Annotated in this window: 14 protein-coding genes and 1 pseudogene; 7 read left to right on the top strand and 8 right to left on the bottom strand. The window is 75.3% G+C overall.

The genetic code is table 11. The features are described from left to right. Complete coding sequence (locus tag I4I82_RS27185) at positions 1–1,488, top strand: complex I subunit 4 family protein (protein WP_218593565.1); 1,488 nt, start codon at positions 1–3, stop codon at positions 1,486–1,488. Positions 1,489–1,493: 5 nt separating this feature from the next. Further along, positions 1,494–2,927: an NADH-quinone oxidoreductase subunit N gene (locus tag I4I82_RS27180; RefSeq protein ID WP_218596198.1), complete on the top strand. Its 1,434-nt coding sequence runs from the start codon at positions 1,494–1,496 to the stop codon at positions 2,925–2,927. A 21-nt stretch (positions 2,928–2,948) separates the two neighbouring features. On the opposite strand, the gene I4I82_RS27175 is transcribed toward I4I82_RS27180, so the two are convergent. The 3 genes and pseudogenes from I4I82_RS27175 to I4I82_RS27165 form a co-directional block, all read right to left on the bottom strand. Further along, complete coding sequence (locus I4I82_RS27175) at positions 2,949–3,272, bottom strand: cation:proton antiporter domain-containing protein (protein ID WP_226370271.1); 324 nt, start codon at positions 3,270–3,272, stop codon at positions 2,949–2,951. Positions 3,273–3,339: 67 nt separating this feature from the next. Then, positions 3,340–3,771 (bottom strand): annotated as a pseudogene (locus tag I4I82_RS27170) (cation:proton antiporter domain-containing protein); the annotation flags it as partial. A gap of 27 nt (positions 3,772–3,798) precedes the next feature. Continuing rightward, complete coding sequence (locus I4I82_RS27165; protein WP_226370270.1) at positions 3,799–4,827, bottom strand: glucose 1-dehydrogenase; 1,029 nt, start codon at positions 4,825–4,827, stop codon at positions 3,799–3,801. A gap of 183 nt (positions 4,828–5,010) precedes the next feature. Here I4I82_RS27165 and I4I82_RS27160 point away from each other — a divergent pair, with 183 nt between their 5' ends. The 3 genes from I4I82_RS27160 to I4I82_RS27150 all read left to right on the top strand — a co-directional run bounded on the left by I4I82_RS27160 (position 5,011) and on the right by I4I82_RS27150 (position 6,818). Continuing rightward, positions 5,011–5,472, top strand: coding sequence for a phage holin family protein (locus I4I82_RS27160; protein WP_218594590.1), 462 nt, complete (start codon positions 5,011–5,013; stop codon positions 5,470–5,472). Between the two features lie 34 nt (positions 5,473–5,506). Beyond that, a complete protein-coding gene (locus I4I82_RS27155) occupies positions 5,507–6,262 on the top strand; it encodes a DUF1990 family protein (RefSeq protein WP_226370269.1) in 756 nt (251 codons plus the stop codon). 124 nt (positions 6,263–6,386) lie between these two features. After that, complete coding sequence (locus I4I82_RS27150; protein WP_218596197.1) at positions 6,387–6,818, top strand: hypothetical protein; 432 nt, start codon at positions 6,387–6,389, stop codon at positions 6,816–6,818. 7 nt (positions 6,819–6,825) lie between these two features. Here I4I82_RS27150 and I4I82_RS27145 read toward each other — a convergent pair whose 3' ends face one another. Both I4I82_RS27145 and qcrB read right to left on the bottom strand, forming a co-directional pair. Beyond that, a complete protein-coding gene (locus tag I4I82_RS27145) occupies positions 6,826–7,458 on the bottom strand; it encodes a copper chaperone PCu(A)C domain-containing protein (RefSeq protein WP_218590260.1) in 633 nt (210 codons plus the stop codon). Continuing rightward, entirely contained in the window at positions 7,455–8,960 is a 1,506-nt protein-coding gene (gene qcrB, locus I4I82_RS27140) for a cytochrome bc1 complex cytochrome b subunit (RefSeq protein ID WP_226370268.1), read from the bottom strand. The genes I4I82_RS27145 and qcrB overlap by 4 nt, the downstream gene beginning before the upstream one ends. A gap of 201 nt (positions 8,961–9,161) precedes the next feature. On the opposite strand from qcrB, the gene qcrC reads away from it, so the two are divergent. Both qcrC and qcrA read left to right on the top strand, forming a co-directional pair. Next, positions 9,162–9,980: a cytochrome bc1 complex diheme cytochrome c subunit gene (gene qcrC, locus I4I82_RS27135; RefSeq protein ID WP_218590258.1), complete on the top strand. Its 819-nt coding sequence runs from the start codon at positions 9,162–9,164 to the stop codon at positions 9,978–9,980. Then, a complete protein-coding gene (gene qcrA, locus I4I82_RS27130; protein WP_226370267.1) occupies positions 9,977–11,089 on the top strand; it encodes a cytochrome bc1 complex Rieske iron-sulfur subunit in 1,113 nt (370 codons plus the stop codon). The genes qcrC and qcrA overlap by 4 nt, the downstream gene beginning before the upstream one ends. Before the next feature lie 53 nt (positions 11,090–11,142). Here the strand turns inward: qcrA and I4I82_RS27125 are convergent, their stop codons facing one another. From I4I82_RS27125 to I4I82_RS27115, 3 genes are all read right to left on the bottom strand, one after another. Further along, positions 11,143–11,631 carry an MDR/zinc-dependent alcohol dehydrogenase-like family protein gene (locus I4I82_RS27125; protein WP_225920697.1) on the bottom strand — a complete coding sequence of 163 codons (489 nt, stop codon included), beginning with the start codon at positions 11,629–11,631 and terminating at the stop codon, positions 11,143–11,145. Then, entirely contained in the window at positions 11,628–12,377 is a 750-nt protein-coding gene (locus tag I4I82_RS27120; protein WP_225920696.1) for an alcohol dehydrogenase catalytic domain-containing protein, read from the bottom strand. Before I4I82_RS27120 ends, I4I82_RS27125 begins: the two co-directional genes overlap by 4 nt. Positions 12,378–12,663: 286 nt before the next feature. Beyond that, entirely contained in the window at positions 12,664–13,494 is an 831-nt protein-coding gene (locus I4I82_RS27115; RefSeq protein WP_218590256.1) for a DUF427 domain-containing protein, read from the bottom strand. Positions 13,495–13,898 lie beyond the last annotated feature (404 nt).

Raw genomic sequence — 13,898 nt, 5'->3', positions numbered from 1 at the left:
GTGCTCAGCGTCGTCGTGTTCCTACCGCTGGCCGCCGCGGCCGTGCTCGCCGCGGTCCGGTGGTTGCCCGACCCGGTGGCCCGGTGGGGCTGGGTCGCCGTCGCCGCCGTCGACCTGGTGCTGGTCGGCGTGCTGTGGGTCGGTTACCGCACACCGCCGCCGGGCGGGCTGGCCCACGAGCAGCAGGTGCCGTGGATACCGGGCGTGGGCAGCAGCTACCACGTCGGCGTCGACGGGCTGTCGCTGCCGCTCGTCGCCCTGACCGCGGTGGTGTTCCTCGCGTGCGCGGTCCACGCCCTGCGCGGGCGCGACCGGCCGCGCTCGCAGGCTGCCCTCTTCCTGTTCCTCCAGAGCACGTGCCTGGGCCTGTTCTCCGCGGCCGACCTGATCCTGTTCTTCGTGTTCTTCGACCTGTCCATCGTGGGCATGTACTTCGTGATCGTCGGATGGGGGCACGGCGACCGGACCCGGTCGGCGCTGATGTTCTTCCTCTACACCTTCCTCGGCTCGCTGGCCCTGCTGCTGGGCTTCATCGGCCTGTTCGTCGCCGCGGAGCCGCACACCTTCGACATGGTCGAGCTCGCCGCCGCCCCCCCGCTGCTCGACCAGCCGGTGGCCGGGGGCCTGGTGCTCGCCGCCGTGCTCGTCGGGCTCGCCGTCAAGACCCCCACGGTGCCGTTCCACACCTGGCTCCCGCCGGCCCACACCGACGCCCCGGCCATCGGCTCCGCCGTGCTGGCCGCGGTGCTGCTGAAGATGGGCACCTACGGGTTCGTCCGGATCGCGATGCCGATGCTGCCCGGCGCGTGGAGGGCGTGGGCCGGGGTGGTGCTGGCCGTCGGGATCGTCTCGGTGCTCTACGGAGCGCTGGTCGCGCTGGCCCAGACCGACGTCAAGCGGATGATCGCCTACACCTCGGTCAACCACATGGGCTACGTCGTGGTGGGGGTGGCCGCGGCCGGGCTGGCCGGCGGCGACGCCGCGACCCGCACGGTCGCGGTGACGGGCGCGGTGACCCAGATGGTCGGCCACGGCCTGATCACCGGGGCGCTGTTCCTCCTGGCCGGGGTGCTGCACGACCGGACCGGCAGCTACGCGATGGGCGACTACGGCGGCCTCGCCGGGCCCGCCCCGCGGCTGGCCACCCTGTTCGCCGTCGGCGCGTTCGCCTCGCTCGGGCTGCCCGGCTTCGTCGGGTTCGTGGGCGAGTTCCAGGTGTTCGCCGGCGGCGTGGCCACCACGCCCGTCACCGCGCTCGCCCTGCCGGGCATCCTCATCACCGCGGCGGTGTTCCTGCGGGCGCTGCAGCGGGTGTTCACCGGCGCGCCCGGACCGCGTTCACCCGGGTTCGTGGACCTGCGTCCGGCCGAGACCTGGTCCGTGGCACCGCTGCTGGCGCTGGCCCTGCTGCTCGGGGTGCTCCCCCGCCCGCTGCTGGACGTGATCGAGCCGGCGGCGGGCGCGGTCGTCGAGATGGTCGGCCGCTGACCGGCATGGGCGGCGACGGGGGTGGCGGCGGCACGGGCCACGGGACGCTGGCGCTGCTGCCGGAGGTGTGCCTGCTCGCCGGGGCGCTGGTCACGCTGCTCACCGGGTCGTTCCTGCCCCGGACCCGGCAGTGGGTCGCGCGCCTGATCGCCCTCGGCGCCCTGCTGGCCGCCGCCGGCACGGCCGCCGTCGCGCTGGGCGGGGCCCCGGGGACCGCGTTCGACGCGAGCGCGACCGTCGACACCGCCACCGGGGTGGCCCGCATCGCCGTCGCCGCCGCCACGGCCCTGGTGATCCTGCTGGGTTCCGACGAGCTGGCCGGCGACCGCCGGGAGAGCGAGACCTACGCACTGCTGCTGCTCAGCGCGACCGGCGCGGCGCTGCTGGCCGGAGCGAGCGACCTGCTCGTCCTGGTCGTCGCGTTCCTGCTGACCGGGATCCCGCTGTACGCCGTGGTCGGGCTCGCCCGCACGCCGCGGGCGGCCGAGGCGGCGTTGAAGACCTACCTGCTCGGCGCACTGGCGGGGATCGTGATGCTGCTGGGCGTCACCGTCCTGTCCGGGGTCACCGGCACCACGGGCTACGGCGGGCTGGGCGCCGGAGCGGGCGGCGCGGCGGACGTGCTGATCGCCGTCGGTGGTGTGGCCGTGCTCACCGGGCTGCTGTTCGAGGCCGGCGCCGTGCCGGTGCACTTCTGGGTGCCCGACGCGGCGCAGGGCACCGGCCCGACGGCGGCGGCCTTCCTGACGACCGTGCCCAAGATCGGCGCCCTGGTCGCCGCCTTCCGCCTGGTCGACGCCCTGCCCGGGGCGGTGGGCTGGTCGTCGCCGGTCGCCGCGCTCGCGGTGGCGAGCATGACCCTGGGCAACCTCGCCGCCTACCGGCAGACCGACCCGCAGCGCCTGCTCGGGTGGTCGACGGTCAGCCAGGCCGGGTACCTGCTGGTGCCGGTCGCGGTGGCCGGCCGCACCGACCTCGCGCTGCCGGCCCTGCTGCTCCACCTCGTCGGGTACGCCGCCGCCAACCTCGCGGCGTTCGCCGTCGTGGCCGCGTTCCCGGCCCGCAGGCGCCTCGAGGGCTACCGCGGCCTCGCCGCGGCGCACCCGTGGCTGGGCGGGTCGCTGCTGGTCGGGCTGCTCGGACTGGTCGGCACCCCGCCGACCGCGGTGTTCGTCGGCAAGCTCGCCGTCGCCGCGGCGGCGTGGTCCGGCGGGCTCGCCTGGCTCGCCGTGGCCGTCCTGGTCAACACGCTCGCGAGCCTCTACTACTACCTGCGCTGGATCGGGCCGGCGTTCGCCGCCGGGGAGCCCGTGTCGCGGTCCGGCCCGGGAGCCTTCTCCCCGCGGCCGTGGGCGGCGGGGGTGGCGGTGGCCGCGGCGGTGGCCGGAATCGCCCTCGGGGCGGGAGCGGGGTGGGCGTGGGCCGGCACATCCGGGTGAGTGTCCGGCCCGGGTGGCCTCTCAGGACGGGTCCGGCTCCCGCCGACCGTCGTCGCGATCGCCGGGCAGCCCGGCGATCTCCTCGACGTCGAACGCCCGGGACACCGGGACGTCGGACATGCTGTGCACGACGATCGACAGGGCGATCGTCAGCGCCGCCAGCTCGAACACCGTCTGCGCCGCCGGGATCCCGGCCTGCACCGCCAGCAGCGCGTACACCACCGAGGCGAAGCCCTTCGGACCGAACCAGGCCGCGGCGTAGCGCTCGCGGGGTGCGAGCCCCGCGCGCCACAGCGCGACGAGCACCGACGCCGGGCGCACCACCGCCAGCGCCAGCACCGCCACCGCCCCGCACGAACGGCAGCGCCAGCCCGTCGTTCAGCCCCGACTCGACGTTGAGCAGCGTGCGCAACCGGCCCGGGACCTCGGTGCGGCTCACGATGGTGGAGGCGAACACCGGATCGGTCGGCGACAGGATCGCGCCCAGCAGCAGGGCCGTCGTCCAGTCCAGGCCGACCACGTACCGCCCGGCGACGGCGATCAGCACCAGCGTCAGCGGCATGCCGAGCCCCAGGGCCCGCCCGGACAGCTGCCAGCCCCGCCGCAACCGGCCCAGCGGCAGGCGGCCGCCGTCGACGAACAGCACCGTGAACAGCGCGAGGTCGGCGAGCGCGCCCACCGACGGGTCGGTGGGCGAGACGTCGATGAGGTCCAGCCCGCCGGGCCCGACGAGCGCCCCGGCCACCAGGAACACCAGCGCGGTCGACAGCACCGACCGGGCGGCCAGCCCGGACAGCGCCACCGTCACCAGCAGCACGACCCCGAAGGTCAGCACCAGGACCATGCCGCTCCCCTCCCAGGTGCCCTCGCGTCAGCGGGCGATGTCGAGGACGACCTTGACGTCGCCGTCGCGCCGGTCGAGGGCGTCGGCGAAGTCGCCGATCGGCACCCGCCGGGTGACCAGCCGCTCCAGCCAGCCCCGGTCGGCCCGGGACAGCGCCACCGCCGCCTGCTCGTAGTGGCGACGGTTGGCGTTGACCGAGCCGAACACCACGTCGTTCTGCAGGACGATGTCGCGGTTGAGCCCGCCGACGTCCACCTCCAGCGGCCGCCCGCGCGAGGAGACGCCGGTCAGGCACACGACGGCGTTGTGGGCGTTGCGGGCCATCACATCGGCGACCAGGGGTGCCGCCCCGGTGCACTCGATGATCACGTCCGAGTCACTGTCCACGTCGGACAGATCGGTGTGGTAGGTCGCCCCGAGGTCGGCCACCAGCTGCGGTTTGACCCCGGTCCGGACCCGGTCGAGCACCCGCACGTCCCACCCGCGCTGCACCCCCAGCAGGGCTGCGAGCAGCCCGATCGGGCCGGCCCCGGTGACCAGCACCTTCCGCGGCGCCCACGCCGCCCGGTGCCCGATGCGCTCCAGGTGCTCCCACGCCTTCGCCACCACGGAGGTCGGCTCCATGAGGACCCCCACCCGGTCCAGCCCCGGGTCCAGGCGCACCGCGAACTCCGGCTCGAGCCGGTAGCGCTCGCTCGCGTACCCGTGGCGGCCCTTGATGCCGCGCTCGGTGAACCGGCCGTTGCGGCACATGTCCCACTCACCGGCGGCGCAGTTCGCGCACGGGACGGGGTCGGGCCGGCGCACGATCCCGACCGCGAGGTCGCCCGGCTCCAGGCCGGCACCGTCCGGGGCCTCGAGGACGCGGCCCAGCGACTCGTGCCCGATCACCAGCCGCTGCGCGGCCGGCGGGGCCTCCCCGTACTCGCCGGCGACGATCTCCCGGTCGGTACCGCACACGCCGACCGCGAGGCCCTCCACGAGCACCGCGCCGTCGCCGTCGGGCGGCTCGGGGGCGTCGGTGAGCTCGACGGAGCCGGCGGTTCCCGGGATCACGGTGAGTGCCTGCACGTTGCAGCGGTTGCCCGGCCACCCGCGGCTGAAACGGGTGCGCCGGGTCGTCGGACGACCGTCGGCGGCGGCCGCGGGATGTTCAGGACGACGCAGCCCGGGGACCCGGGAGGGAGCACTCCTCCCGTCGCCCCGGGCGTCGGGAACCCCCCGAGAGGAAGGCACGCCATGACCACCTCCAGGCCGCCCGCGTCGACGGGCCCCGGCACGGCGCAGGAGAGCGGGGCGAGCACCGGCGAACTGCTGCGCGCCCTCACCGACGACGTGCGCACCCTGGTGCGCCAGGAGCTGCGCAGCGCGCAGGACGAGCTGGCCGGCACCGCCCGGCGCGCCGGCACCGGCGCCGCGATGCTCGGCGGCTCGGTCGTGCTGGGAGCGCTGGCCGCCGGCACCTCGGCCGCCGTCGTGACCCGTGCGCTGGAGCGCTACCTCCCCCGGACGGCCGCCGCGTTGCTGGCGACTGCGCTGTTCGGCGGCGGCGCGGCCGCGCTGGCCGGCGTCGGCATCGAGGAGCTCCGCCGGGCGCTGCCCATCGCGCCCCAGGGGGCCGTCGACGGGCTGCGCGCCGACCTGCGGTCGGCGGCGGACCGTGCACCCGCCCAGGGGCAGGACGGGGCGGCTCCGGGATGAGGGTCCGGGCCGGACGCGTACCGAGCCGCACGCGGTGAGCGCGAACCCGCCCGCCCGGCGACGCCGCGTCTCGCTGCGGCCCCGGGGGCTCGACACCGCCCGCGAGCTCGACCTACTGGCCGACCTGCCGCTCAACTTCGACCCGGCCCAGGCCCCTCCGCACCACCGCCGCGGGTGGCACGAGGACCAGCGCTGCACGCCGGTCGGCGTCGAGGCGCCGGGGGCGTTCCAGCCCGGCGGAGCGGCGGAGACGGCCGTGCGGCTCATCGAGGCCTACGACTTCTCCGACCCGTCGCTGCTGCGCGCGGCGTTCCGGCCCGACGTCCCTCTGCTGGGTCGCGACATGCTGCTGCAGGGCAGCTTCCTCTTCCTGCGGTTCCTGCTCGGCGTACGGGTGAACGAGGTGCTCGACGAGACGCGCGAGGGCCCGCGCGGCCCCGAGCGGGCCGTCGGGTGGTCGTACCGGACCCTGCGCGGGCACCTCGAGCAGGGGGAGCTCCGCTACGAGGTGGTCAAGGAGCTGGACACGGGCCGGGTCGCCTTCCGGATCCGGGCGCACTCACGCCGGGCCCCGATCCCCAACCCCTGGCTGCGCCTGGGCTGGCGGCTGTTCGGTCGCCGGCGCCAGCTGCGCTTCTACCGCCGCGCGATCGAGCGGCTGCCCGCGCTGGTGCGCGAACCTCCGCCGCCGCTGCCGCCCGGGCCGGACGGCCTCGTGCGGGCGCCCGCCGGCGCGGGTCCGGCGGACACCCGCGGCGTCGTGGTGCACGTGCGGCGCGGCGGCCGGTGAGCGTGCGGAACAGCACCCGCGCACGGCGGGTGCCCGGAGCGGGTGGAGGGACGGGGCGGATGGCAGGGCGTGAGGTGGACGGGGGCTCGGGGTGACAGGGGGACGCAGGCACCGGAGGACACCGGTGCGACGTGCGGTCGGGCTGGCGCTCGCCGCCGTGGGGCTCGCGGCGTGCACCGGTCCGGGCGCGGACCGGCCGGACGCGGCGGGGCCGGGCGCGGGCGTCACCGTGTCTGAGGTGACGCAGGAGCGGGCCTTCTACGAGGGCGAGCTCCTCGGCCGTTCCGTCACCGTGGTGGGCGCGGTGGCGGAGGTCCTCGGCCCGGCGACGCTCGCCGTGTCCGACGGCTCCGTCGGCGGCCGCACGCTGACGGTGCTGAGCCGGGCACCCGTGACCGTCGAGGAGGGGCGCGCCGTGCGCGTCACCGGCAGGGTCGGGCAGCTGCACCGCGTGACGCCGTCCGACGGCGTGCCCTACAGCCAGACCGGGCTGTACGCGCGGGCCGACACGGAGGCGTACCTGTACGACGCCGTGGTCGAGCCGCTCGCCCGCTGAGAGTCGATCACCCCGGCGGCTCGGGGCACGCCGGCCCTGGGGACGGGGCGGGCGGCACCGGCGCCCCGAGGGGGGCCGTCAGGACCATCGGCTCCCGGCCGTCCGGCGGCAGGTCGCACCCCGCACGCGGTTCCTCGGGCGGGCCCACCGGGAGGTCGAGGCGCAGAGTCCCCGCCCGCAGGAAGCGGAACTCGACCGGGTAGGTCAGCCCGGCCCGGACCGGGCTCAGCAATCCGGTCAACCCCACTGCGATCTCGGTCGTGCCGGGCAGCGCCACCTCGGCGACCGGTCCCGTGTAGCCGGCGGTGAGCACGTGCTCGGGGGGCAGCACGGCCTCGCCGACGACCACGCCCGCCGCGGCGACCGGGCTGCTCACGGCGACCAGCAGGTCGGCGGTGCCGCCGGTGTTGACGATGGTGACCTGCACGACGGCGGTCCCGCCGACCGGATGCACGACGGGACCGGCGACCGGGCCGACGTGGCGCAGCTGCGCGTCGCGGAGCACCACGTCCCCGACGCGTCCGTCGGCGCCGTCGCCCTGGGCGACGAGGTACTCCGGCGCCCCGCCCGCCCCGCACCCGGCGAGGAGCGCGAGCACGCCGACCGCGACCACGAGCCACGTACCGCGCGGGCGGCTCATCGCGGGGCCTCGTCCTCGGGCAGCGTCGCGATCTCGGGGGCGACGCGGGCGCCGTCGTAGGCGACCGGCACCGGCCGGCCCTCGTGGTCGACGCCCCCGGGCGGCTGGCGCAGCTCCACGAACACCCCCTCCGGTCGTTCCTCCAGCAGCCCGGTCCGCAGGCCCCGCGCGAGGGCGTCGCGGTCACGGCGCTGCAGGCCCCGGCAGATCCGGCTGGTGATCAGGTAGGCGACCGGCGGCAGCACCAGGAGCGCGATGCGCTCGGCCCAGCGCAGTCCGTTGATCGACAGGTCGAACGTGATCGCGAGGATGTCGTCGCCACCGGCGACGGTGAGGACCAGGTAGAAGGTCAGCGCCATGACGCCGAGACCGGTGCGGCCGGGGGCGTCGCGAGGCCGCTGCAGGAGCTGGTGGGAGCGCCGGTCTCCGGTCCTCCAGCGCTCCAGGAACGGGTAGGCGGCCAGCAACGCGAACAGCACCAGCGGCAGGACGAGTGCCGGCCAGAACGGCGCCGGGACGGTGTAGGGCCCGAGTGCGATCTCCCAGCGCGGGAACAGCCGCAGGGCGCCGATGAGGAACAGCGCGTACCAGTCCGGCTGGGCGCCGGTCGAGGCCGCGGCCGGGGTGAAGGGCCCCCAGAGGAACACCGGGTTGATCTGCAGGACCCCGGCCATGATCGCGAGCACGCCGACGACGCACAGCCCGTTGGCCACGGTCCGGGTGCCGAACCCGGGTGCCGCGCGGTCCCCCACGACGTTGTCCTCCCGCGCGCCCGGCCCGGGGAACTGGGTGTGCTTCTGATACCACACCAGCCCCAGGTGCACCGCGATCAGTGCCATCAGCAGGCCCGGGATCAGGAACACATGGGCGATGAAGAAGCGGGAGAGCCACTCCTCCCCGGCGAACTCCGACCCGAACACCGCCCAGTGCAGCCACGTGCCGACCACCGGGACCGACAGCAGGATCCCGGACATGATCCGCACTCCCATCCCGGACAGCAGGTCGTCGACGAGGGAGTAGCCGCTGTAGCCCTCGACGATCGCCAGACCCAGCAGCACGACGCCACCGAGCCAGGTCAGCTCGCGGGGCTTGCGGAACGCGCCGGTGAAGAAGTTGCGGCACATGTGCAGCACGATCGAGGCCACGAACAGCAGTGCGGCCCAGTGGTGGACCTGCCGCACGAACAGGCCGCCCTGCACCTCGAAGGACAGGCCCAGCGCCGAGTCGTAGGCCCGGGAGACGTGCTGCCCCTCCAGTGGCACGTAGGACCCGTCGTACACCACCTCGGTGGTCGCCGGGACGAAGTGCAGGGCCAGCACCGTGCCCGACAGGACCAGCACCAGGAACGAGTAGAGCGCCAGCTCTCCCCAGAAGAACGAGTGGTGCTTGGGGAACACGTGCGAGGACTGCTCGCGGGCGATCCCGGCCAGGTGCAGCCGGTCGTCGGCGGCCGTCGCGGCGCGGGCGGTCGCTGCGCGTGCCAGGCGCCACCGCAGGCTCACCGCGCGGCCGTCCGGCGGCGATGCCGTCCTGCTGCGCTCGGCGGTGTCACGAGTGCACTCCTCACGTCCCGGGCCGAACCACCCGCCGGTACCTGCTCGTGACGACCCGGTTGCCCTGCTGCCCGCGTCCCAAACGCCGCGCGGGGGTTTGGGCCGGGACAGGGCGGGCACGGGGTGGGAGCGCTACAGGAGGAGTCGAGCATGCGGCAGCGCCCGTCCGGCCGGTCCCGGCACCGGCGCGTCCGCGACGCGGCCGCGCTACTGGTGGGACTCCTGGTCGCCGGAGCGCTCTACGGCCTGCTCGCCCCCCGTCCGCAGACGGCCGACGCCCGGTCCGATCCCGCACTGCTCGAGCAGGGCCGGCAGCTCTACGCGACCTCGTGCATCACCTGCCACGGGCAGAACCTGCAGGGCGTCGAGAGCCGGGCGCTCAGCCTGATCGGGGTGGGCGACGCGGCGGTCTACTTCCAGGTCTCCTCCGGCCGCATGCCGCTGGCGCGCCAGCAGGCGCAGGCGCGCCGCAAGCCCCCGTTGCCCCAGTTCGACCCCGGCACCGCCGAGGGGCAGGAGAACCTGCGGGCCCTCGGCGCGTACGTGCAGGCGGCGGGGGGCGGCCCCCGGGTCCCCGAGGCCCGGGGCGGCGCGCTGGTGGGCGACGACGCGTCACGCGGCGGGCAGCTGTTCCGGCTCAACTGCAGCTCCTGCCACAACTTCACCGGCCGCGGCGGGGCCCTGCTCGACGGCAAGTACGCCCCCACGCTGGAGGAGGCGTCCCCGGTCCAGGTGTACACCGCGATGCTGAGCGGCCCCCAGGCCATGCCGCGGTTCTCCGACCGCCAGCTCGCACCCGAGGAGAAGCGCGACATCATCGCCTACGTCCTGGCCGTGCGCGGGGAGCGCAACAACGTCGGCGGTTTCGGCCTCGGCGAGGTCGGCCCGACCGCGGAGGGGCTGACCGCGTTCCTGGTGGGCCTCGCCGCGCTCGTCCTCGTCACCGCCTGGATCGGGGCGCGCTCGTGAGCGCCCCGGACGGCGGCCGGCCGGACCGCCGGACCCTGCGGCGGATGACGCGCGAGCAGCTCACCGAGCTCGGCGGCCGCCTCGACGGGGTCCGAGTGGTGGCGCGGACACCCACGTCCGCCCGGACGCGGGCGCGCGGGCGACGGGCCACCGCGGCGTGGCTCGCGCTGTCGATCCTCTCCGCACTGGCGTTCCTGGTCTGCTTCGTGGCCTGGCCCAGCGACTACGTCCTCCCCGGGCGGGAGGGGTACACCCTCTACGCCCTCTACACGCCGGTCATCGGGATCACGGCGGGGGTCGCGGTGCTCGCGCTGGGGATCGCACTGATCGTGCACGTGAAGCACTCCTACCCCGACGAGGTGGCGGTGCAGGAGCTGGACGGCGGGCCGTCGGAGCCGGTCGACCGCGCCACGGCGGCCGCCCGGTTCGCCGAGGCCGGCGACGACACGGGGTTCGGCCGGGAACCCCTGCTGCGGCGGGCGGTGATCGGCGCGGCCGGTCTGCTCGGGATCAGCGGTCTCGTGGTGGCCGCGGGGGGCCTGGTGCGCGACCCGTGGAAGGGCGGCGACCGGGCGGCCCTGTGGACCACCGGCTGGGCGCCGCTCAGCGGGGAGACGGTCTATCTGCGGTTGATCACCGGGGTGCTCGGCGAGATAGTGCGGGTGCGTCCGGAGGACATGGCGCCCGGATCGATGCTGACGGTGGTGCCGTTCCGCGAGTCCGACCGGGGGAACCCGGAGCTGCTGCTCGCCGCGGAGCGCTCGACCGACTCCCCCGTCATGCTCATCCGTTTCCGCCCCGGCACCGCGGTGGTCCCGCGTGCGGGCCAGGAGGACTTCCACTACGGCGACCACTACGCGTACTCGAAGCTCTGCACGCACCTCGGCTGCCCCGCGTCGCTCTACGACACGCAGAACAACCGGGCCCTGTGCCCGTGCCACCAGTCGGCGTTCGCCATGGACGAGGGGGCCAGGCCCGTCTTCGGCCCGGCCGCACGGTCGCTCCCGCAGCTCCCGATCGACATCGACGACGAGGGGTACCTCGTGGCGACGGGCGACTTCGTGGAGCCGGTCGGGCCCTCGTTCTGGGAGCTGGGCTCCCGCGGGTGAACGGGCGCCGGCCCGGCCGGATCGATCCCGGCCGGTGCCGGCACCCGGCGGGGTCAGCGCGGCGGGGTCGCGACCACGGCGTCGGTGACCAGGGCAGTCTTGAGCCAGCCCTCCTCGCGCCGGTCGAACGCCTCGTAGGCCTCGATCGCCTCGGGCACCGTCTCCACCTGTGTGAGCACCCGCGCCGGATCGACGGCACCGGTCGCGGTGAGCCGGATCAGCTCGGGGACGTAGCGGCGGTGCGGGCAGTTGCCCGTGCGGATGGTGAGGTTCTTGTTGAACGCCTCACCGAAGGGGTAGCTCCGCAGCTGCGGCGGGTAGACGCCGATCACGCCGATCGTCCCCGCCTTCGCCACGGCCTGCACCGCCCACTGCGCGGCCTGGGTCGGCGCGTCACCGGGCTTCCACAGGTCGCCCTGCTGGTTCGTCTCGGGTGCGGCCTGGTCCCGCGCGGCGTCGAGCTGCTCCGACTGCTCCTGCGCCTGCTCGGCGGCCGGAAACGACTTCGGACGCTCCGACTCCACGCCGACCGCGTCGATCACGCGGTCCGGTCCGATGCCCCCGTCAGCTCCTGGAGCACCGCCACCGGGTCCTCGGCGTTGTAGTCGATCACCTCCGCGCCCAGCCGGCGCGCCGCGGCGAGCCGGCCGGGGATCGCGTCGACGGCGAGCACCCGGCCCGCACCCTGCAGGAACGCCGACAGCACGGCGAACTGGCCGACCGGCCCGAGGCCGAACACCGCGACCGTGTCGCCCTTACCGATCTCGGCGAGCCGCCCGCCGAACCACGCGGTCGGGAAGATGTCGGAGATCATGATCGCCTGGTCGTCGGTGACCGAGTCCGGCAGCGGCACGGCGATGGTGTGGGCGAAGGGCACCCGGGCGAACTCGGCCTGGAAGCCGTCGAAGCTGCCCGTCGGGGCCGGTCCGCCGAAGAAGGCCGTGCCCGCCGTCGGGCCGCCCGGGTTGGCGTTGTCGCACTGCGAGTAGGTGCCCGACCGGCAGTACGAGCAGTAGCCGCACGAGAGCGTCGAACCCACGACCACGCGGGTGCCCGGTGTCAGGTTCCGGACGCCGGGCCCGGTCTCCTCGACCACTCCGACGACCTCGTGGCCCAGGATGGTGCCCTCGGCCATCCCGGTCATCGTGCCGCGCACGAAGTGCAGGTCGGTCCCGCAGATCGCCGCGGTCGTGGTCCGGATGACCGCGTCGCCGGGGTCCTGCACCTTCGGATCGGGGACCTCGTCCACGCGGATGTCGCCGATCCCGTGCCACACGACTGCCTTCATGCCCTGCTCCCTGTTCCTCGCCGTCCCGGTCGCCCGCCGGGTGCCCGCTGATCCCGCGACCATGCGTCGTGGGTCGTCGCACCCGACGGCAGGGGAAGGGGGCTGCGCCGACATCTCCCCCGCGACCTCTGCACGACGACGGCCCTCGTCGAGGCCCGGCCCGTCGCCTTCGCAGCCCCCGGTCTTCCGGCGGACGACGCCCCGAGCTCTGCGCGCTGCACACCCGCACCGTCATGTAGCGGCCGCCGGCGGGGCCCGCCTTCTCGTCGGGCGGGGCCGTACGCGGTCAGAGCCACCTCGGTCGTACGGACCGCGAGTGCCCGCGCTCGGCCGGGGAGGAGCGGGTGTCGGACTCGACGCGGACCCTGGTCTCGTCGAAGCACCAGTGTCCGGCCACCGCGACGGCGTCGGGGAACGGCTCCCGGTAGCGCCAGGCCACATCCTCGGTCCCCGATGCCCCGGCGTAGTCCGCGTCACCTTTGTAGGGGCAGTGGCTCGTGGTCGTGCTCGGGGTCAGGGCGTCGGCGTGGACGTCGCCGGGCGGCACGTAGAGCCGGTTGGGCAGACCGGTCTCGGAGAGCAGGACGGCGTGCGCGGTCTCGGCGAGCACCGTGCGGCCGACGCTGACCCGCACGCGGCGGTCCGTCGGCCGCGTGTCCACCCGGTGGTAGGGGTCGCGCAGATGACCGCGCACCTGCTCGGCCTCGTCGTACCACGCGTCGAGGGCGTCGAAGGCGACTCCGTGGTAGCCGCGCAGCCATCCCGCCCCGGGCGCGGGCTGCGGGAAGGACCAGACGGCATCACGGGCGCGGGCGCCGTCCACTACCAGGGTGGAGAAGCGCGCCTCGCCCTTGAACGGGCAGTGCTCGACGGTCTCACCCGCCTCGAGCAGGTGCCCCGCCACGTCGATCTGCGGCACGTAGAGCTGCGGCAACCGGCCGGTCTCGTGCAGCAGGGCGCCGTCCTGCGTGTCGAGGACCGTGCGCCCGTTGAGGACCCCGCGCACGCGGCGCGGGAACGGCCCGAGGAACAGCCGGTGCTCCGGCCCCTCCATGCGGTAGTTGACCGCCTCGGGGGCGTCGGTCGCCAGTGGCCCCCCGGCCATGGTGATGCTCATGGCCCCGGCGTACCCGGATGCCGGGGCGGGATGCACGCTGAGCCGCGACGGGTCACCGTCCACCGGTCATCCCGTGCGTCGGCGGCCGTCACGACCGCCGGCCCTCCCCGTCGCGCAGGGACGGGTACCGGTGAGGACGTGGCCACGAACACCACGGTCCCGACGATGTCGCCCAGTCCGGCGAACGCGATGTAGGCGCCGGCCGGAACGAGCCGACCGGCGTCCGGTCCCGGCTCTGCTTCGCCTTCTTCTCGCCGGTCGCGTCGCCGGCTCGGCGGTCTCCGGCGGTCGACGTGCGGTCACGGCCTGCTCCTCGCGACGATCGGCCGGTCGCGGCCGCGCACCCCCCACGGTGACCCGCCGTCCGGTCGGCGGGACCGGGAACCGCGCACGGTCGCGGCCGA

The sequence above is a fragment of the Pseudonocardia oceani genome (genome assembly GCF_019263585.2).
Classification (GTDB): Bacteria; Actinomycetota; Actinomycetes; order Mycobacteriales; family Pseudonocardiaceae; genus Pseudonocardia; species Pseudonocardia oceani.
This window is presented reverse-complemented; position numbering and strand designations above follow the sequence as displayed.

Coding starts and splice junctions, on each gene's coding strand:
- I4I82_RS27180 (WP_218596198.1), top strand. CDS start 1,494: ATGGGCGGCGACGGGGGTGGCGGCGGCACGGGCCACGGGACGCTGGCG.
- I4I82_RS27160 (WP_218594590.1), top strand. CDS start 5,011: ATGACCACCTCCAGGCCGCCCGCGTCGACGGGCCCCGGCACGGCGCAG.
- I4I82_RS27145 (WP_218590260.1), bottom strand. CDS start 7,458: ATGAGCCGCCCGCGCGGTACGTGGCTCGTGGTCGCGGTCGGCGTGCTC.
- qcrC (WP_218590258.1), top strand. CDS start 9,162: ATGCGGCAGCGCCCGTCCGGCCGGTCCCGGCACCGGCGCGTCCGCGAC.
- I4I82_RS27120 (WP_225920696.1), bottom strand. CDS start 12,377: ATGAAGGCAGTCGTGTGGCACGGGATCGGCGACATCCGCGTGGACGAG.
- I4I82_RS27115 (WP_218590256.1), bottom strand. CDS start 13,494: ATGAGCATCACCATGGCCGGGGGGCCACTGGCGACCGACGCCCCCGAG.